The organism is Photobacterium iliopiscarium, from assembly GCF_003026395.1.
Lineage (GTDB): Bacteria > Pseudomonadota > Gammaproteobacteria > Enterobacterales > Vibrionaceae > Photobacterium > Photobacterium iliopiscarium.
Map to the genome: position 1 here is coordinate 137,256 of NZ_PYOO01000002.1, position 18,594 is coordinate 155,849.

Consider the following 18,594-nt stretch of genomic DNA (forward strand, 5'->3'; position numbering starts at 1 on the left):
CATATACATATCAACTTACGTGCCAACTTTTAACTCTTTGTTTCTAATGAACTAAAATAATAACACCGTCTTTCAATAAACAATGATATAGTGAATATAACCATTTTTTAGTGAGATTTACCAATGAGAAAAACCGAAAATTTAATTGGTGAGTCAGACGCTTTTTTAGCCGTACTTGATCAAGCGTCACGACTTGCAACACTTAACCGTCCCGTGCTTATTTTAGGTGAACGCGGTACAGGTAAAGAACTGATTGCACAGCGTATTCACTATCTATCAACCCGATGGGATCAGCCGCTTGTTAGCTTAAATTGTGCAGCACTAAGTGAAGGTGTAATTGACTCGGAACTGTTTGGTCATGAAGCTGGCGCATTTACAGGGGCCAAAGGTCGACATCAAGGACGATTTGAACGTGCAGAAAATGGCTCACTTTTTTTAGATGAACTCGCAACGGCACCAATGGGCGTACAAGAGAAACTCTTACGCGTGATTGAATATGATGAATATGAACGTGTGGGCGGTAATAAAACCTGCCAAGCTAATGTGCGACTCATCTGTGCGACCAATCAAAATCTGCCTCAACGTGCAAAAGATGGGAAATTTAGAGCGGATTTATTAGATAGATTAGCGTTTGAAGTGATCCATCTTCCGCCACTAAGAGCACGAATTGAAGATATTTTACCCTTAGCCGAACATTATGCGGTTCGCATGTGTCGTGAAATGAAGTTTAGTTACTTTGCCGGTTTTAGTTACCAAGCCCAACAACAATTATTAAGCTACTCATGGCCGGGTAATATTCGTGAACTAAAGAACGTTGTTGAACGTTCAGTGTTTCGTCACGCGCAGGAAGATGAAGTTATTGATACTATTGTTATCGATCCTTTTACAACACCATGGGATCAACCCAACGCGGCATCGACGCTAAAATCTCAAACAATAACACAACAAACAAATCAATCAGCGCCGACATTAACATTCCCTATTGATTTACGCCAACAGCTGCAACAACAAGAAATCATATGGATTGAACAAGCTCTTACATTAGCGAAATTTAACCAAACTAAAGCGGCTGAATTATTAAGTCTTAGCTACCATCAACTAAGAGGCTTAATGCGTAAATATAACCTCAATGTTAATGGTGATTAATCAACCAAATTAAAGATAAAATTCAACATAATTGACGCTTTTTTGCTAATTTAATTCAAAACGGGCGGGATAACTTGGTGACCGACATGGAAAATGTTAAATTTAAAAACTTATTTTCAAATAACGCCTATTAAATATGAGCGCTTACTATCATCTTTTTATTGCTGGTTTGGTTTTATTAGCTCTTAGTGGCTGTAAACAACCAGCAAAAGATTCTACCACGCAACGTCGTGGCTTTGTCTATTGTGGTCAAGATACACCCACAACGCTTAACCCCCAATTAACAGACGGTGGATTAACAGCAGAAACTCTTTCAGCACAAATTTTTGACCGCTTGCTATTACTCGATCCTGTTAGTCATCAACCTTTACCCGATTTGGCGAAAAGCTGGACCATCAGTGATGATGGCTTAATCTACACCTTTACTCTTCGTCAAGGGGTGCAATTTCAAACCACGGCATGGTTTACGCCAACACGTACCATGAATGCCAATGATGTTGTATTTAGCTTTGATCGCGTGATTAACCCTGATAATCCTTTTCATCATATTTCAGGCGGACGCTATCCATGGTTTGAAAGTCTCGGTTTTGCTAATGATATCGAAAGTATTAAAGCCCTTACGCCTCATACGGTTCAATTTACCCTAAGACGTCCTGATAACTCTTTTTTGTCTAATTTAGCCACCAGCTATGCGGTTGTTTATTCTGCGGAGTACGGTAAACAGTTATTAAAATCAGGCCAAATTGGTCAATTAGATAGTCGTCCTATAGGTACTGGACCTTTTTATGTGGATCAATTTATTCCTAACGATCTCATTCGCTTAAAACACCACATAGATTACTGGCAAGGGGTTGCTCCCATGGAACAAGTGGTGTTTGATATTTCATCTCGCGGTATGGGTAACTTAACTAAATTATTAAGCGCAGAATGTGACGTATTAGCTTCGCCTGTTGCTAGCCAATTACCCGTTATTACTGATAATAATAATTATGAATTATTGGCACAAACAGGTATGAACGTATCATTTTTAGCATTAAACACTGATCTAAAGCCCTTAAACAACCTCAAAGTTCGCGAAGCAATTAGTTATGCCATTAATAGAGATACACTATTAAATTCCGTTTATTATGGCACAGCAACCAAAGCAAAAAGCTTGTTACCCCCTACATCATGGGCTTATAACAATAACAGTAAAGCCATTAACTATAATCCCAAGAAAGCAAAAGCATTACTCAAACAAGCAGGATATAACACCGCACAAACATTAACCATGTGGGTGCCTTTAGAATCAAGACCTTATAATCCAAGCCCACAAAAAACTGCCGAATTAATTCAGGCAAACCTCAAAGCAATTGGTATCAATGTGATTATTTATCATCAAGACAATGTCGGCAGGCTGGGTGTCAATAACATGAATAAATACGATATGATGCTCGCAGGTTGGATTGCAGATAACGGGGATCCCGACAACTTTTTGCGACCATTATTGTCATGTAATGCGAAACATGCTGGCTTAAACGTTGCCAACTGGTGTGATGTTCAATTTGATAACTTACTTGAATTGGCATTACGCACCAACAAAACCCAACAACGGGTTAACTATTATCAACATGCACAGAATATCCTTGATCAGCAAGTACCCATCATCCCTCTTGCTCATGGTGTGCATTTTCAAGCACATAATAAAACACTCGGTGGACTACAAATGAGTCCTTTCGGCTCTCGTTCATTTTCCAATGTCTACCGGACTGAGTAAAGTATGTTTATTTACACTATGCGTCGCTTAAATCTGTTTGTTATTACATTACTCATTCTAACCATTGTGAGTTTTAGCATTTTAAGACTTGATACTCAATTGCAATGGGCTTATGAACCGTTTTGGCAAGGCTGGTTTATTTACCTACAAAACTTACTCTCAGGTAACTTAGGTATTAGCCCAACAGGTATTCCAATGAGTACTGAAATACTCAAAGTCTTTCCTGCAACATTAGAGTTATGCTTTTTTGCTTTTATATTGTCTTTAGTCATTGGTATTCCGTTAGGTACTATTGCTGGTGTCCGTCGTGGTTACCCAATTGACACAATAATAAGCTCAATTACATTACTGGGTTATTCCATTCCATTATTTTGGCTAGCCATGCTACTCATCTTATTGTTTTCATTAAACTTAGGATGGCTTCCTGTTTCTGGGCGCTATAGTTTATTATACCAATTTAACCATGTTACTGGTTTTGCATTAGTGGATATTCTGCTATCTGATAAACCTTACCGCATGGAAGCCTTCTTTGATGCAATTAAGCACCTCATATTACCGACTATTGTGCTAGCAATGGCCCCAACAACCGAAGTTATTCGTTTAACACGTGCATCAATAGCCGAAGTAATGACTAAAAACTACATTAAAGTTGCACAGACAAAAGGCCTGTCAACCTTTGAGATTGTACGCCGCCATGGTATGAAAAATGCGCTGCCACCTATTATTCCAAAATTAGGAATGCAGTTTGCCTCAATGATGACCTTTGCGATGTTGACTGAATCTATTTTTAACTGGCCCGGTATTGGTCGCTGGTTACTCAATGCTATTGCTGCACAAAACTATGTCGCCATCCAAGCTGGGGTTATTACTGTTGGTGGGTTCATTTTATTAGCCAATATCTTATCCGATGTTATTGGCGCACTTGTTAATCCATTGGTAAGAAAGGAATGGTATGCCATCAAATAGTGTTTACCAAGAAGCGACGATCCCAACCCAATGGGAACGTTCATGGCAAAATTTTCGAGCCAATTCATTAGCGATGTTTGGTTTATGGTGTGTATTGGCACTGCTATTAATTACCATTAATGCACGCTGGTTAGCCCCCTATTCTGCAATAGAACAAGTCGGCGAATTATTGATGCCACCATCATGGGATAACTCTGGCCATGTCTCGTTCTTTTTTGGCACCGACGATCTTGGGCGTGATATTCTGTCGCGACTATTAATTGGTAGCCAATTAACCTTTGGTTATGCATTACTTGTCGCTTTTGCATCCAGTATTCTTGGATTACTGATTGGTATTTTAGCGGGCATGAGTAGCGGTCTTAAATCAAGTTTTTTGAATCACATTTTAGACACCGTCTTATCTATTCCATCGCTATTATTGGCAATTATTGTCGTCGCTTATATGGGACCGGGTGAAACACATGTCTTACTTGCCATTTGGCTGGCGTTAATTCCACGATTTATTCGTGCTGTATATACTGCGGTACATATTGAGGTCGCAAAAGACTACATTATTGCGGCACGTCTTGATGGCGCAAATAACTTTTATCTTCTTTATAATTCAATCTTACCTAATATTTTAACCACTATTACCACTGAAATGACGCGTGCTATTTCCATTGCCATTATGGATATTGCGGCACTTGGTTTTCTTGGTTTAGGGGCACAAGCGCCACAACCCGAATGGGGAGCAATGCTTGGGGATTCGATTGATCTTATTTATCTTGCGCCATGGACAGTTACCTTGCCAGGGCTTGCGATTATGTTTAGCGTATTAGTCATTAACCTTGTTGGTGATGGTATGCGCCAAGCCCTTAACGCGGGAATTGATTAACATGCCATTACTCGATATACGTAACCTCACCATTGAAATAGACACCCCTCAAGGAATGGTAAAGGCGGTTGACCGCATGAGCCTAACGATTAACGAAAGTGAAATCCGTGGTTTAGTCGGAGAATCAGGCTCGGGAAAAAGCTTAGTCGCAAAAGCGATTGCGGGAGTATGTAAAGATAACTGGCGAGTTAATGCCGATCGAATGCGCCTCGGCGATGTCGATTTATTGGCATTATCCCCTCGCCAACGACGTAAAATTGTTAGCCGTGAAGTCGCGATGATTTTTCAAGAACCGTCAACATGCCTTGATCCCTCAGAGCGTATTGGTGAACAATTAGAAGAAGCGATTCCATCATCGTCATTTAGTGGTCGAATTTGGCAGCGTTTTCATTGGCGTCAAAAACAAGCGATTGCGTTATTACATAAAGTCGGTATTAAAGAACACAAACGGATCATGCGCAGTTATCCTTATGAGTTAACCGATGGCGAATGTCAAAAAGTAATGATTGCAATGGCGATTGCTAACCGTCCACGACTACTGATCGCTGATGAACCCACTAACGATCTTGATCCAATCACTCAAGCACAAATTTTCCGCTTGTTAAGTCGTATGAATCAATTAGGCAACACCACCATTCTACTCGTTAGCCATGATCTCACTACCGTAACCCAATGGGCCGATAGGATCACGGTAATGTATTGTGGACAATCCGTTGAATCAGGCACATCAAAAGAATTACTTGAGCTTCCTCACCACCCTTATACCGCAGCCTTGATGCGAGCAATGCCTGATTTTTCACTTGGTATTAGTCATAAATCTAAATTAGAAACATTACCGGGGTCTATTCCCCCGCTCCAACATTTACCCATCGGCTGTCGGTTAGGGCCTCGTTGCCCTTACGCACAACGAAAATGTGTTGAAGTGCCTCTACGTCAAAAAATAAAAGGTCATAAATTTAGCTGTCATTTCCCGCTAAATATGAAGGATGACAATAAATGAGTTCACTACTTGAAGTTGAAAATCTAAAAAAGGATTATCATTATCGTTCAGGTTTATTCCGTCGTCGTACGATTGAAGCGGTAAAACCGGTTTCATTTCAGCTCAATGCAGGCGAAACGATTGCCCTATTAGGTGAAAATGGATCAGGTAAATCAACACTAGCAAAAATGTTAGCGGGTGTGATCACGCCGACAGAAGGCATTGTACGTGTTAACGGTGAGCAACTTCATCATCATGATTATCAAACCCGTTGTAAACTGATTCGAATGATTTTCCAAGACCCTAATACCTCATTAAATCCACGCATTCAAATTGGACGGATTCTTGAAGGCCCATTAATACGAAATACCAATATGACGCCACAAGCCCGTGAGCGACGTATAATGGATACGCTTAAACGCGTGGGTTTATTACCCGAACATGCCTACTTTTACCCTCAAATGCTCGCAACAGGGCAAAAACAACGGGTATCTCTAGCACGAGCATTGATTTTACAGCCTTGTATTATTGTTGCAGATGAAGCATTAAATGGTTTAGATATGTCAATGCGTTCACAGATGATCAACCTGTTACTTGAATTACAAGAAGAGATGGGATTATCTTATATTTATGTATCACAACATATGGGTGTAGTGAAACACTTCAGTGATAAAGTGATGGTCATGCAAGATGGTGAAGTCGTTGAAAAAGGGCGTACTGCTAATGTATTTGATAATCCAAAACATTCATTAACCCAAAAGCTACTCGATAGTCACTTTAGTACACCAACGCGAGAGAAAAGTACTCGTATACTTAATAGCACCCCTAAAATCAGCTATTAAGGTTAAAAATAACGCCAGTAACATCACATTATTGAAATGAAAAACACTGGCGTTATCGTTTGCTTAATTATTTAAATTTATGCCAGCGTTTTATTGATAGCGGCTAACACTGCTGCTGGATCGCTCGCCTGAGTAATTGGACGACCAATCACCAAATAATCAGATCCTGCGCCAATAGCTTCAACAGGTGTCATTACTCGACGCTGATCACCCGCGTCACTCCCTACCGGGCGAATACCAGGTGTGACCAACTTAAATTGTTGCCCAAGTTGTGCTTTTAATAAACTCGCTTCTTGTGCAGAACAAACAACACCATCAAGACCGCTATTTTTAGTCAATGTCGCTAAGTTTAAGACTTGTTGTTGCGGCTGACATGCAATACCAATACCCGCTAAATCACTGGCTTCCATACTGGTTAAAACAGTAACACCAATGAGTAATGGGCGATCTTTACCGTATGGTTCTAAAATTTCACGCGACGCTGTCATCATGCGCTCGCCACCGCTAGCATGCACATTTACCATCCACACCCCTAATTCAGCCGCTGCTCTTACTGCCTTTGAACACGTGTTTGGAATATCATGAAATTTTAAGTCTAGAAATACTGAATGGCCCCGATCATGCAATTGACGCACGAAATCAGGACCAAAAAAAGTAAACATTTCTTTGCCGACTTTTAAACGACAACTTCCCGGCTCAATACGATCGACAAAAGCGAGTGCCTCATTATGATTATCATAGTCAAGGGCAACGATTACTTTAGGGTCTGTTACTTTAGCGTCTAGCATTGAGGCTCCTATTATATATAAATATATCCACTGTACGGTTGTCCTACCGCCGGCAGGATTTTACATTAATTGTTTAACTTTAATAGCTACAACTACAAAAAAACCAGTACATTACTGCACTGGTTTTAATAAGATAAAAATACTCGGTGATAATTATTCACCATCAAGCCCTCGAATTGGCTTAATTTGTCCCCAACTTTTACAAGAAGGACATTGCCAATATAAAGCATGCGTTGCAAAACCACATTGGCGACAACGATAACGAGGCTTTGCTTTAAGTTGCTCACCCACTAAGTGACGCAAACTGGTTAAGCTTTCTTTAGCTCGACCTTCCTCTGCTTCATCAAGATGGTATTCCATCAACTGATAAAAGCCTTTCATCGTGGGATTTTGTTGAAGTTGGCGGGTCATAAAAGATTGAGCGATAACCGCACCATCGTGCTTAGCAATTTCATCTGCAAGCATTAACTCAGCACTTGCCCCTGCTTTTTGTTCAACGCAATACTGTAAATATTTCAGCCATGCCGTTTGATTATTGGTCGCTTCATAACATTCAAGTAGTAATGGTAATGCTTCACCGACGAACTCAATATCTTGCTCTGAGATACGTTCTAAAATCTTAGCCGCTTGTTTATATTCTTGTTGCTTCACGAATATTTTAGCTATCGCAATTGAGGCTCGCACACAACTTTTATCAACTGACAGTGCTTTTTTTAATAGCTGAATCGCTTTATCTTGATTTTGAGCACTGAGTTCAAGCATAGAAAGCTCGCACCAATAATGGGCAATATCATGCTTTAATTTAATTTTACCTAATTTCACCAACTGAGAGGCCATTTCTATCGATTTTTCCCACTCACGTGTTTGTTGATAAATGGCTAATAGTTGTTGTAATGCAGGCTTTCGGTAATCGGGTTCATCTAACAATTGTTCAAAAATACGTTCCGCTCGATCAAAAAAACCAGCGACCATGTAATCTTTAGCTAACTGCTGTAACGATAAGTTACGCTGTTCAATAGATAAATTAGGCCTAGCTATTAAATTTTGGTGAATTCTAATCGCACGATCGACTTCCCCTCGGCTTCGGAATAAATTACCGAGAGCAAGGTGAGTATCAATAGTTTCACTATCAACCTGAAGCAACTCAATGAACAGGTCTACTGCTTTATCAGATTGGTCTGATAACAACATATTAAGACCTGTTACATATTGGCGAGATAAGTGGTCAGACTTTTCTTGCTTTTGGTTACTTGCGCTCCTGTTACCCATGTACCAACCGTAAGCAGCGGCAATAGGTAAAAGTAGGAACAACAATTCAAGCATTAATTCTTATTCCTTAATAGGCTGAGCACGAAGCTGATCAAGCTCTTGTTGTTGCTTCGTTACTTTCTTCATTAAACGATTTTTAGCAAATCGAGCTTTCAGGTATAAAGTACCACAGATTACCCAACCAATAACAAAACCAGCACCAAATGCTGTCCCTAGTAACGTAGAAAGTTGAAATTCACCCTGAGCAACTAAATAATCAAAACTAACCATTATCTGGTTTTGCGCACCAAGAGCCAAAGTGATCAAAAAGGCGGCGACTAGAACAATAATTCCCAAAATCTTCATCGTGAATCCTCTCACTAAATCTAAATTATAATTACTGATTATGCAGTAATTTTACCGATCAAACCATGATCTATAGACATAAAAAAACGGCATACAGAGAGTATGCCGTTTTTTTGTTCTATTCGCGGTTAAGCAGCTATTGATGCATTAACACGGTCACGTAATTCTTTTCCTGGCTTGAAGTGAGGAACGTACTTGCCGTCCAACTCAACTTTATCACCTGTCTTCGGATTACGGCCAACGCGAGGAGCACGGTAATGCAAAGAGAAGCTACCAAAGCCACGGATCTCAATGCGATCACCTTCTGCAAGTGTGTTCGCCATATGTTCAAGGATATCCTTGATTGCATCTTCTACCTGTTTGGCAGAAAGATGTGTTTGTTGACTACATAGTCTTTCAATTAATTCAGACTTTGTCATAAACACTCCGTTTTAGTAAGTTTCTCAATAGTATAGCCGTTTAGAAGAAAAAAGCTAAAGCGATTTTCCTCTATGCTCAATTATTCGCCTTTAGCAGCTTTGAAAGCATCAGCCATAGCATTACCAAACGCAGCATCATCAACTTTGTTTAGTGTAGCCATTGCTTCTTGCTCTTCAGCAACGTCTTTAGCACGTACAGAAAGGTTGATTACGCGATTCTTACGGTCAACACCAGTGAATTTAGATTCAATAGCGTCGCCAACTGCAAGAATTAGAGTTGCGTCTTCAACACGGTCTACAGATGCTTCAGAAGCGCGTAGGTAACCTTCAACACCTTCAGCTAGCTCAATAGTTGCGCCTTTAGCGTCAACTGCAATAACTTTACCAGTTATTAGAGTGCCTTTCTTAGTGTCAGCTACGAAGCTGTTGAATGGGTCTTCTTCGATTTGCTTAACGCCTAGAGAGATACGCTCACGCTCTGCGTCAACTGCAAGAACTACTGCAGAAATTTCGTCGCCTTTCTTGAAGTCACGAACTGCGTCTTCACCAGAAACATTCCAAGAAATGTCAGATAGGTGAACAAGACCGTCGATGCCGCCTTCAAGACCGATGAAGATACCGAAATCAGTGATTGACTTGATCTTACCAGTTACTTTATCGCCCTTAGCTTGCATTTCTGCAAATGACTGCCATGGGTTAGCTTTACACTGCTTAAGACCTAGAGAGATACGACGACGTTCTTCGTCGATATCAAGAACCATAACTTCAACTTCATCGCCCACGTTAACAACTTTAGATGGGTGGATGTTTTTGTTAGTCCAATCCATTTCAGAAACGTGAACAAGACCTTCAACGCCTTCTTCGATTTCAACGAAGCAGCCGTAGTCAGTAAGGTTAGTTACGCGACCAGTAAGCTTAGTGCTTTCTGGGTAACGCTTAGCGATTGCAACCCATGGATCTTCGCCAAGTTGCTTAAGACCTAGAGATACGCGAGTACGCTCACGGTCGAACTTAAGAACTTTAACGTTGATTTCATCGCCAACATTAACGATTTCAGAAGGGTGCTTAACACGCTTCCAAGCCATATCAGTGATGTGTAGAAGACCGTCAACACCGCCAAGATCAACGAATGCGCCGTAGTCAGTAAGGTTCTTAACGATACCTTTAACTTCCATGCCTTCTTGTAGAGAAGCAAGTAGCTCATCACGTTCAACACTGTTCTCAGATTCGATAACAGCACGACGTGAAACAACAACGTTGTTGCGCTTCTGGTCAAGCTTAATTACTTTGAACTCAAGTTCTTTGTTTTCAAGGTGAGCAGTGTCACGAACTGGACGTACGTCTACTAGAGAACCTGGTAGGAACGCACGGATGCCGTTAAGTTCAACTGTGAAGCCGCCCTTAACTTTACCGTTGATGATACCAACAACTGTTTCAGCATCTTCATAAGCTTTTTCAAGCTGGATCCAAGCTTCGTGACGCTTAGCTTTCTCACGAGAAAGCTTAGTTTCACCAAAACCATCTTCGATCGCATCAAGAGCAACATCAACCTGATCACCAACTGCAACTTCAAGTTCGCCAGCAGCGTTCTTGAATTCTTCAGCAGGAATAGATGACTCAGATTTTAGACCAGCGTCAACTAATACGTAACCGTTTTCGATAGCAATTACAGTACCTTTAACGATGGCACCTGGACGAGTTTCAACTTGGTTTAGCGACTCTGCAAAGAGTTGAGCAAAAGATTCAGTCATTTAATTAATCTTCAATATGATAAACAACCATGGGTATCCTACCGCATGGGGTTGATAATAAAGTCAGTTATCATCCATGACACCGACGTTATTTAGCTGCTTACGCAACTAAATAGGATTCGTTTATTTTAGCTTAGCATCAACATATGCCAAGACTTTTTCTAGTACTTGTTCAATTGACATTTCAGTTGAGTCAAGCACTAAAGCGTCATCAGCAGGGCGTAAAGGCGCTACAGCACGATTGCGATCGCGGTAGTCTCGCTCCTGAATTTCGCTTAAAAGGCTGTTAAAGCTAACATCTAAGCCTTTTTTTTGCAACTGATTCATACGACGAGTTGCACGTTCTTCTGCACTAGCATCTAAGAAGATTTTTACTTCTGCCGATGTAAATACCACGGTACCCATGTCACGACCGTCAGCAACCAATCCTGGTTGCTCATTAAATGCACGTTGACGACGTAATAATGCTTCACGTACTCGAGGTAAAGCTGCAACTTTTGATGCGGCATTGCCTACTTTTTCAGTACGAAGTGTATCAGAAACATCTTCACCTTCAAGAATAACTCGAACCAATTCACCTTCAGCAACAAACTGAACATCAAGATGTGCAGCTAAAGGTACTAAAGCATCTTCTGATTCAGTATCTACGCCATGATGAAGTGCTGCAAGTGCAAGAACACGGTAAATAGCACCAGAATCAAGCAGATTCCAGCCAAGCTTTTCTGCTAACAGCATACATAGCGTGCCTTTACCAGCACCACTAGGCCCATCAACAGTAATGACTGGAGCATGAGTAGACATAAGTTTTCTCCGAATAGGTATCCGTAATAGCAGTAACTTAACCTTAATTAAGGTTAGCCATCAAACGGTGGCACATTATACTGAAAAAAATCTTAGATTTATAGAGTTATTCCCTTTTCTATCATACCTTTTTACACTAGTTACAAACTCTGAGTAATCCTATAAGGCAACTATCGTTGTAAACTTAGATACCAATGATCAGCCAGAAAAACTACACACTCAAACCTTGAAGTCGAGTGAAATAATCAGGAAATGTTTTTGAAGTACATTTGGGATCATTAATCGTTACCGCCACGTCACCTAATGCCACCAGCGAAAAACACATTGCCATGCGATGATCATCATAAGTATCAATTTCAGCATGTTTTAATTGTGCAGGCGGAGTGATCACAATGTAATCCTCGCCCTCTTCCACTTCTGCACCCACTTTACGTAATTCTGTTGCCATAGCAGCAAGACGGTCGGTCTCTTTTACACGCCAATTATACACATTGCGAATTGACGTTGTTCCTTTAGCAAACAAGGCTGTGGTTGCAATAGTCATTGCAGCATCAGGAATATGATTAAAATCCATATCAATTGCTTTTAATTCACCACAACGCGCAATGACATAATCATCACCCCATTCAATATTCGCCCCCATTTTGGCAAGTGCATCTGCAAATTGAATGTCACCTTGAATACTGTTTTTACCAATACCGGTTACTTTTATCGCGCCACCTTTAATCGCAGCTGCCGCTAAAAAATAAGATGCCGATGATGCATCACCTTCAACCAAAAACTCACCTGGTGATTGATATTGTTGAGCCCCTTTCACCACAAATTGTTGGTAATCACGATTCTCAACTAGAACACCAAACTGCGCCATAATATGCAATGTAATATCAATGTAAGGCTTTGAAACCAAATCACCTTTAATATTAATCACGGTATCTGCCTGAGCCAAAGGCGCTGCCATCAAAAATGCCGTGAGAAATTGACTTGAGATAGAACCATCAATGTCGACTTCACCACCAGATAACCCAGAGCCTACAATTTTCAGTGGTGGATAATAGTCATTTTCTAAATATTCAACACTAGCGCCAGCACTGCGTAATGCATCAACAAGATGGCCAATCGGACGTTCTTTCATTCTTGGCTCACCCGTCAGCGTATATTCTCCCGCACCTAAACACAGTGCGGCAGCCAATGGGCGCATCGCTGTTCCGGCATTACCTAAATATAATTCAAGCGGCTGCATCGCGGTAAAAGCATGACCTAAACCGTCAACTTCACATTCGGTCTTATCTGCCGACAAACGATAATTTACACCAAGTTGCTGTAATCCATTCAGCATATGACGAATATCATCACTGTCTAACAAATTGGTTAAACGTGTTGTTCCCTGTGCTAAAGCGGCTAATAACAGTGCGCGGTTTGAAACACTTTTAGAGCCAGGGAGATTGACTTCACCATTTACTTTTGCAATCGGCTGTAAGGTTAAACTTTCCATTGATTATTCTTCCAATCCTAATTTTTTCTTGTCTAGCAGAGTACCCAATAATGTCACAGTTATCTAGCGGCAGTTTTTTTAAATTTTATCGCCACTATTGAATATTATGCCAGTATCTACACCACAATTACGGTAAAGTGCTTGTATATAGCAACAATGATATTGAGGTCATAATGAGTGCAATAACCCCCATGGTTGGAATTGGCGTTATTATCATTAATCAACATGGTCAAATCTTAATTGGCAAACGTAAAAATAGTCATGCACCTTATTACTCTATACCTGGTGGACATATGGAACTAGGTGAGACCTTTAGTCAATGCGCTATTCGTGAAGTGGAGGAAGAAACAGGGCTCACCATCTATCAACCACAAGTGATTGCTGTAACCAATAATCTTGCTACCTATTCAGAATCAGGCAAGCACTATATCAGCGTCGCCTTACTTACTACTGAGTTCAGCGGTGAATTAACATTAAAAGAACCAGATAAATGTGAAGGATGGCAATGGGTAAATCCAACTCAAGTCCCTTCACCACAATTTGATGCCAGTGAGCAGTCGATTCGATGTTACTTAGAACAACGGTTTTGCATCAACGAGTAGTCACTATAAATAAACCAACCGTTCTAAAACGCAAAAAGCGCCTGAGCAATAGGCGCTTTTGGTTCGAGGTTCGAGGTTATTTAATCATCTTCACGTTCGATTTCACGTGCAACGTAACGACTACCTATAATTACACCTTCAACTTCAACACGAGAACCATCAAGATCGACAAGTTTTTCATTTTTATCAACAAAGGTTTGGCTATCAATTTCAATTTTAAAATCATTTACAGTAAAACTAGTGGCTGTAATGTTTGCTAGAATGCCTTTTTTCTCAAATTCATGCCAAGCATCACCAAAATCACCATCGAAATCATTTTCAAATTCTATCTCACGAGCAATACCATTTACGGCAGTAACTTCAACCATCACCCCCATATTTAAATTTGCTTTCGTGCCGTCTTCAAAATAAGTTGAACCCGTTACCATAAAATGACCGCGAGCGTTTAATTCAAACTGAGACTTATCATTACTAACCCAGGTTACAACACCTTCGATTTCATTATCATTATCAGATGCATCGTAAGTTTCAACGTCCACTTCAGAGGCGTCAAAGGTGTCACCGACCATTTGACCTTTAACTTCAACCCACTGACCATTTTGTAATGTTGCATTATCTTCAATAATATTATCGGTATAACGTACTTGAGTAGCAGCACCAAGCGTAAAAGTTTTATTATTCTCATTTAACGAAGATAAACGACCTTCAACCTCATACTGACCCACAAGGCCTTCATGCTCAAATTTCACCACTGAAAGTACTTTATAGCCCAAACCAGTTTCAGTCGCTTGGGGTAATGATGACACCATCACCCAATCACTAACGTCAATATTTTGATCAAGACTAAAGGTTAATGTCGCGCCATTAATGACAAATGTTGAGTTAGCACGATCAATATAAGTAACCTTACCGACCATTGTAGGTTCTAACTGCACTAAAGCACCCGCTTTTGATGAAGTAGAAACAGCAACCATCATATTTTTTTGGAGATCTTTAATAGAAAACTGTATATCAGTACCATATGCCACTGACGCAACATCATAACTATAGCCATTTACTTCAATGGTATTAGCTGGAACATTAACTGCATTAATCGTACCTTGGACGGTTTGAGGCTTTATTTCAACTGGGGGTTGAGGTGCAGTGCTATCATCACCGCCTCCACCGCCACAACCAGTAAGAATTAGACCAATCAATGTCGCTAATGTGATTTTCTTCATGAATACAAACCTTTTTATTGAGCAAATTATGAATATTGTTTTATTGACGAGTATACTAATTCAACAAACGTGAAGTATTCGTGAAGAGCCTAATTAAAAAGATGAAAATTCTTATTGTTGATGATAATCATCAGATCGTCGAGACGATTGCAGATTATTTAGAACTAGAAGGCATGACCGCCGATTGTGCTTATCATGGTCAAGCTGCATTAACATTTATTGAAAATAACCATTATGACGTCATCATTATGGATATTATGATGCCTAAAATAGACGGCATTGCTGCCGTTAAAAAAATACGTAATGAGTTATATTGTGGAACACCGATTCTATTCTTAACCGCAAAAGATACCCTTGAAGATAAAGTTGCCGCTTTTAAAGCTGGTGGTGATGACTACTTATTAAAACCTTTTGCAATGGAAGAATTGTGTTTACGACTTCGCGCATTAGCTAATCGTGGTCATCGACAAGATATTGGTCTATTAACATATGCAGATCTAATAATGAATAATCGCAGTGATGAAGTCAGCCGGAATGGAAAAACCATAAAGCTTAGCCGCATCCAATTTAAAATTCTTAAAGTTTTATTGCACCATGCCCCTAATATTGTGACGCGCCAACAAGTTATCGATGCCGTTTGGGGCGAAGAATCCCCGTCAAGTGATGCATTGCGTAGTCATATATATGGTTTACGTAATGCGATTGATAAAGATTTCACCACTTCACGATTAGAGACTATCCATGGACAAGGTTACCGCATCAAAACCACATAGCTTTCCCAGTATTTATCGCAAAGTCGGTTTAAGTTTTGGGTTAATGACCTTTGGGATGTTTATTTTATTCTGGGCAGTTATTTATGTCGCAGAAAATCAACTTGAAGTTATTAGTCTTCATCATTGGTTAGACAAAGAATCAAGCCAATATGTTATCGACTATAAAACAATGGGTGATGATGCACCGCTGCCCAACAATAGTGAATTTAAGAGCTATTGGAGCGAACGTTCATTACCTGATTGGTTAAAAAAATATAATCAACCCGGTTTTTTTGAGCATTTACGTGGTACTGAAGATAAGCATTTTTTAGTCTTTGATCATCCTTCAGGTAGAGGGTTAATGTACGTTGTCTATCAAGATGATGCCGATGATTATCTTGATGAGTATGAAGATAGCCTCCATTCTTTTACCTTCATTTTTGGGCTGTTATTATCATTACTGATGGGAAGTTATAGTTTCTATTTTGTGCGTTCATTATCGCAACCATTAGCAAAAATAGATCAAAAAATTCGCCAAATGCCGCCTAATCAACCCACTTTTGAAGTCGAAACACAATACCGTGAAACTCGAAAAATTGAACAAGCATTACTGGACAGTAAAAATCACATTGCAGGATTTTTTCAACGTGAAAAAGAATTCAGCCGATTTGCATCCCACGAATTACGCACCCCGATAATGATTATTCAAGGTTCAGCTGATTTACTCAATAAAGTCCCCAATCAACCGAATGTCGCCAAAAAAGCCATTAATCGATTACATCAAGCCAGTGATGATATGCGGATCTTAACTGAAACATTTTTGTTATTAGGTAAAGAATCGATTGAAGAACATCATATTAGCCAATGTAATCTTGCTACCGAACTCCGCCAACAATTAATGGTAATGGAACCTTTATTTGCAAAACAAGATGCGAGCTACTATCTTGAGATCAACCACTCAGCCACGATTAATGCACCACTCAGTTTTATTACTATTATTATTAATAATCTAATAAAAAATGCCTTTAGCTACAGTATTGGCGACATCGAAATAAATTTAGCCCATGATCGCTTAACGATCATCAACCGTCATGATGGCAATGAACTTTACAATCAAGGTTATGGCTGTGGATTGGTCATCGTGCAACGTATTTGTGAACGAATGCAATGGGCATTTACTGTCACAGATAATGATATTACCTTTACCGCTGAAGTGGTTTTTTTACCTTCAGTGTAATTAAATAAGGAAGAATGGATGCTTACTTATATAAAATGGTTTTGTGGCGTTATCTTATTAAGCATAACGGCAGGCTGTACAACAGGAAAACCCAATAATGTTCAACCAGTGACTAATTTTGATATCAATCGTTATTTAGGACAATGGTATGAAATAGCAAGGTTAGACCACAGCTTTGAACGAAACTTAGATCGTGTTACCGCCATTTACAGCTTAGAGGCTAATAATACAATTAAAGTTATAAACAGTGGTTTTAATAGTGTTAATCAACAATGGCAACAGGCGCAAGGTAAAGCTAAATTTGTTGACCAGACAAACCTTGGCCATCTCAAGGTCTCTTTCTTTGGCCCTTTTTATGGTAGCTATATTATCTTTGCACTTGAAGATGATTATTCAGCGGCATTAATCAGTAGCTATAACTACGACTATTTATGGATATTATCACGAGAGAAAACCCTCGATCCTGCGGTACTCGAACGTTATATTCGTCGCGCTAAACTGGCGGGATTTGATACCGAAAAGCTTATTTATCCACAACAATAATAATCAATAAAATAGGCGTTATGACAATAATGCCTAACTAAAAAGATGAAAACCTTGTGACAAGGCAATAATTGCTGATAACGAGCATAGCCCTAATACACCATATTGCATTACTTGTTTTTTAATCTTATTACGCACACGATAAGCAAGTAAGCTCGCAATAATAGGTGCGGGTAATAACCAAACAATTGTATTGAAATCAGCCATTGAAAAACGGCCAGAGTAATGCAGAGCGGCCAGTGACACAATATTCGTTAAACAAAAAAATGCGGCTAAATTTGCACGAATTTTTTCAGGTTCTTCATTTTGCATCAGTAGTGCGATAACAGGACCACCAATACCCGTTGTGGTACCCGTTACCCCTGAAATAAAACCACCAATAAATAAATTACGAGGTGTGGGGGCCAAACGTAATTTCGCAAAGCTTAATATAACCGCACCTAACACCGTTATACCTAGCATAATTTCTAATTGATCAGTAGAAATCACCGTTAATACATAGGCTGCAACGAATATACCGGGTAAACGTCCTAAAAAAGCAAAGATTAAAAAACGAAGCGATAAAGCGTGACGATACTGATACCACACAATTGCAGACATAAACATACCAATAAAAATGATCGCACATGGCATTAATCGAGGTTCAAGCAACAAAATAAAAGGGCCAACAAGGACGCCCATGCCAAAACCAATCGTACTCTGAATAAAGCACCCGCCAATAAAGACCAGCAGACACGTGGTAAAAACAACAGGATCCATAACATTCTTATAGGGTAGAAAACACCTTAGATCCTACTCTTTATTTTTACTCA

The 18,594-nt window shown here is 39.8% G+C and carries 19 protein-coding genes; 10 read left to right on the forward strand and 9 right to left on the reverse strand.

Features of this window, described 5'->3' with window-relative positions; translation table 11 throughout:
* Positions 1-123 precede the first annotated feature (123 nt).
* The 6 genes from pspF (at position 124) to C9J51_RS03995 (ending at position 6,563) form a co-directional block, all read left to right on the forward strand.
* Positions 124-1,146: a phage shock protein operon transcriptional activator gene (pspF, locus tag C9J51_RS03970; RefSeq protein WP_045039354.1), complete on the forward strand. Its 1,023-nt coding sequence runs from the start codon at positions 124-126 to the stop codon at positions 1,144-1,146.
* A gap of 136 nt (positions 1,147-1,282) precedes the next feature.
* Complete coding sequence (sapA, locus tag C9J51_RS03975; protein ID WP_045039353.1) at positions 1,283-2,902, forward strand: ABC transporter substrate-binding protein SapA; 1,620 nt, start codon at positions 1,283-1,285, stop codon at positions 2,900-2,902.
* A 3-nt stretch (positions 2,903-2,905) separates the two neighbouring features.
* On the forward strand, positions 2,906-3,868 hold the full coding sequence (locus tag C9J51_RS03980; RefSeq protein ID WP_045035619.1) for an ABC transporter permease: 963 nt from the start codon (positions 2,906-2,908) through the stop codon (positions 3,866-3,868).
* Positions 3,855-4,742: a putrescine export ABC transporter permease SapC gene (gene sapC / locus C9J51_RS03985; protein WP_045035620.1), complete on the forward strand. Its 888-nt coding sequence runs from the start codon at positions 3,855-3,857 to the stop codon at positions 4,740-4,742. Before C9J51_RS03980 ends, sapC begins: the two co-directional genes overlap by 14 nt.
* Position 4,743: 1 nt before the next feature.
* The gene (locus C9J51_RS03990; protein ID WP_045035621.1) at positions 4,744-5,742 is read left to right on the forward strand and encodes a peptide ABC transporter ATP-binding protein; all 999 of its coding nucleotides are present in this window, start codon (positions 4,744-4,746) and stop codon (positions 5,740-5,742) included.
* Complete coding sequence (locus C9J51_RS03995; RefSeq protein ID WP_045039352.1) at positions 5,739-6,563, forward strand: peptide ABC transporter ATP-binding protein; 825 nt, start codon at positions 5,739-5,741, stop codon at positions 6,561-6,563. The genes C9J51_RS03990 and C9J51_RS03995 overlap by 4 nt, the downstream gene beginning before the upstream one ends.
* Before the next feature lie 77 nt (positions 6,564-6,640).
* Here C9J51_RS03995 and pyrF read toward each other — a convergent pair whose 3' ends face one another.
* The 7 genes from pyrF to aroA form a co-directional block, all read right to left on the reverse strand.
* A complete protein-coding gene (gene pyrF / locus C9J51_RS04000) occupies positions 6,641-7,351 on the reverse strand; it encodes an orotidine-5'-phosphate decarboxylase (RefSeq protein ID WP_045039351.1) in 711 nt (236 codons plus the stop codon).
* A gap of 153 nt (positions 7,352-7,504) precedes the next feature.
* Positions 7,505-8,674: a lipopolysaccharide assembly protein LapB gene (lapB, locus tag C9J51_RS04005; RefSeq protein WP_045035624.1), complete on the reverse strand. Its 1,170-nt coding sequence runs from the start codon at positions 8,672-8,674 to the stop codon at positions 7,505-7,507.
* Between the two features lie 6 nt (positions 8,675-8,680).
* Positions 8,681-8,965 carry a LapA family protein gene (locus C9J51_RS04010; RefSeq protein WP_045035625.1) on the reverse strand — a complete coding sequence of 95 codons (285 nt, stop codon included), beginning with the start codon at positions 8,963-8,965 and terminating at the stop codon, positions 8,681-8,683.
* 128 nt (positions 8,966-9,093) lie between these two features.
* Positions 9,094-9,384 carry an integration host factor subunit beta gene (gene ihfB, locus C9J51_RS04015; protein ID WP_036795301.1) on the reverse strand — a complete coding sequence of 97 codons (291 nt, stop codon included), beginning with the start codon at positions 9,382-9,384 and terminating at the stop codon, positions 9,094-9,096.
* Between the two features lie 80 nt (positions 9,385-9,464).
* On the reverse strand, positions 9,465-11,135 hold the full coding sequence (gene rpsA / locus C9J51_RS04020) for a 30S ribosomal protein S1 (RefSeq protein WP_045035626.1): 1,671 nt from the start codon (positions 11,133-11,135) through the stop codon (positions 9,465-9,467).
* A gap of 123 nt (positions 11,136-11,258) precedes the next feature.
* A complete protein-coding gene (cmk, locus tag C9J51_RS04025; protein WP_045035627.1) occupies positions 11,259-11,936 on the reverse strand; it encodes a (d)CMP kinase in 678 nt (225 codons plus the stop codon).
* A gap of 211 nt (positions 11,937-12,147) precedes the next feature.
* Positions 12,148-13,428, reverse strand: a complete 1,281-nt coding sequence (aroA, locus tag C9J51_RS04030) for a 3-phosphoshikimate 1-carboxyvinyltransferase (RefSeq protein ID WP_045039350.1) — start codon at positions 13,426-13,428, stop codon at positions 12,148-12,150.
* A 173-nt stretch (positions 13,429-13,601) separates the two neighbouring features.
* On the opposite strand from aroA, the gene C9J51_RS04035 reads away from it, so the two are divergent.
* Positions 13,602-14,030, forward strand: coding sequence for a nucleotide triphosphate diphosphatase NUDT15 (locus tag C9J51_RS04035; protein ID WP_045039349.1), 429 nt, complete (start codon positions 13,602-13,604; stop codon positions 14,028-14,030).
* A gap of 80 nt (positions 14,031-14,110) precedes the next feature.
* On the opposite strand, the gene C9J51_RS04040 is transcribed toward C9J51_RS04035, so the two are convergent.
* Complete coding sequence (locus C9J51_RS04040; protein WP_045039348.1) at positions 14,111-15,250, reverse strand: DUF5666 domain-containing protein; 1,140 nt, start codon at positions 15,248-15,250, stop codon at positions 14,111-14,113.
* A 101-nt stretch (positions 15,251-15,351) separates the two neighbouring features.
* On the opposite strand from C9J51_RS04040, the gene C9J51_RS04045 reads away from it, so the two are divergent.
* Genes C9J51_RS04045 through C9J51_RS04055 form a run of 3 tightly spaced genes read left to right on the forward strand, consistent with a single transcriptional unit; the run spans position 15,352 to position 17,782 of the window.
* Positions 15,352-16,023, forward strand: coding sequence for a response regulator transcription factor (locus C9J51_RS04045; protein WP_045035631.1), 672 nt, complete (start codon positions 15,352-15,354; stop codon positions 16,021-16,023).
* Complete coding sequence (locus C9J51_RS04050) at positions 15,992-17,239, forward strand: sensor histidine kinase (protein ID WP_107274875.1); 1,248 nt, start codon at positions 15,992-15,994, stop codon at positions 17,237-17,239. Before C9J51_RS04045 ends, C9J51_RS04050 begins: the two co-directional genes overlap by 32 nt.
* A gap of 18 nt (positions 17,240-17,257) precedes the next feature.
* Positions 17,258-17,782 (forward strand): lipocalin family protein, encoded by a 525-nt coding sequence (locus C9J51_RS04055; protein ID WP_045035633.1) that lies wholly within the window; start codon positions 17,258-17,260, stop codon positions 17,780-17,782.
* A 33-nt stretch (positions 17,783-17,815) separates the two neighbouring features.
* Here the strand turns inward: C9J51_RS04055 and C9J51_RS04060 are convergent, their stop codons facing one another.
* Positions 17,816-18,541: a sulfite exporter TauE/SafE family protein gene (locus C9J51_RS04060; protein WP_045035634.1), complete on the reverse strand. Its 726-nt coding sequence runs from the start codon at positions 18,539-18,541 to the stop codon at positions 17,816-17,818.
* Positions 18,542-18,594 lie beyond the last annotated feature (53 nt).

Coding starts and splice junctions, on each gene's coding strand:
- pspF (WP_045039354.1), top strand. CDS start 124: ATGAGAAAAACCGAAAATTTAATTGGTGAGTCAGACGCTTTTTTAGCC.
- sapA (WP_045039353.1), top strand. CDS start 1,283: ATGAGCGCTTACTATCATCTTTTTATTGCTGGTTTGGTTTTATTAGCT.
- C9J51_RS03980 (WP_045035619.1), top strand. CDS start 2,906: ATGTTTATTTACACTATGCGTCGCTTAAATCTGTTTGTTATTACATTA.
- sapC (WP_045035620.1), top strand. CDS start 3,855: ATGCCATCAAATAGTGTTTACCAAGAAGCGACGATCCCAACCCAATGG.
- C9J51_RS03990 (WP_045035621.1), top strand. CDS start 4,744: ATGCCATTACTCGATATACGTAACCTCACCATTGAAATAGACACCCCT.
- C9J51_RS03995 (WP_045039352.1), top strand. CDS start 5,739: ATGAGTTCACTACTTGAAGTTGAAAATCTAAAAAAGGATTATCATTAT.
- pyrF (WP_045039351.1), bottom strand. CDS start 7,351: ATGCTAGACGCTAAAGTAACAGACCCTAAAGTAATCGTTGCCCTTGAC.
- lapB (WP_045035624.1), bottom strand. CDS start 8,674: ATGCTTGAATTGTTGTTCCTACTTTTACCTATTGCCGCTGCTTACGGT.
- C9J51_RS04010 (WP_045035625.1), bottom strand. CDS start 8,965: ATGAAGATTTTGGGAATTATTGTTCTAGTCGCCGCCTTTTTGATCACT.
- ihfB (WP_036795301.1), bottom strand. CDS start 9,384: ATGACAAAGTCTGAATTAATTGAAAGACTATGTAGTCAACAAACACAT.
- rpsA (WP_045035626.1), bottom strand. CDS start 11,135: ATGACTGAATCTTTTGCTCAACTCTTTGCAGAGTCGCTAAACCAAGTT.
- cmk (WP_045035627.1), bottom strand. CDS start 11,936: ATGTCTACTCATGCTCCAGTCATTACTGTTGATGGGCCTAGTGGTGCT.
- aroA (WP_045039350.1), bottom strand. CDS start 13,428: ATGGAAAGTTTAACCTTACAGCCGATTGCAAAAGTAAATGGTGAAGTC.
- C9J51_RS04035 (WP_045039349.1), top strand. CDS start 13,602: ATGAGTGCAATAACCCCCATGGTTGGAATTGGCGTTATTATCATTAAT.
- C9J51_RS04040 (WP_045039348.1), bottom strand. CDS start 15,250: ATGAAGAAAATCACATTAGCGACATTGATTGGTCTAATTCTTACTGGT.
- C9J51_RS04045 (WP_045035631.1), top strand. CDS start 15,352: ATGAAAATTCTTATTGTTGATGATAATCATCAGATCGTCGAGACGATT.
- C9J51_RS04050 (WP_107274875.1), top strand. CDS start 15,992: ATGGACAAGGTTACCGCATCAAAACCACATAGCTTTCCCAGTATTTAT.
- C9J51_RS04055 (WP_045035633.1), top strand. CDS start 17,258: ATGCTTACTTATATAAAATGGTTTTGTGGCGTTATCTTATTAAGCATA.
- C9J51_RS04060 (WP_045035634.1), bottom strand. CDS start 18,541: ATGGATCCTGTTGTTTTTACCACGTGTCTGCTGGTCTTTATTGGCGGG.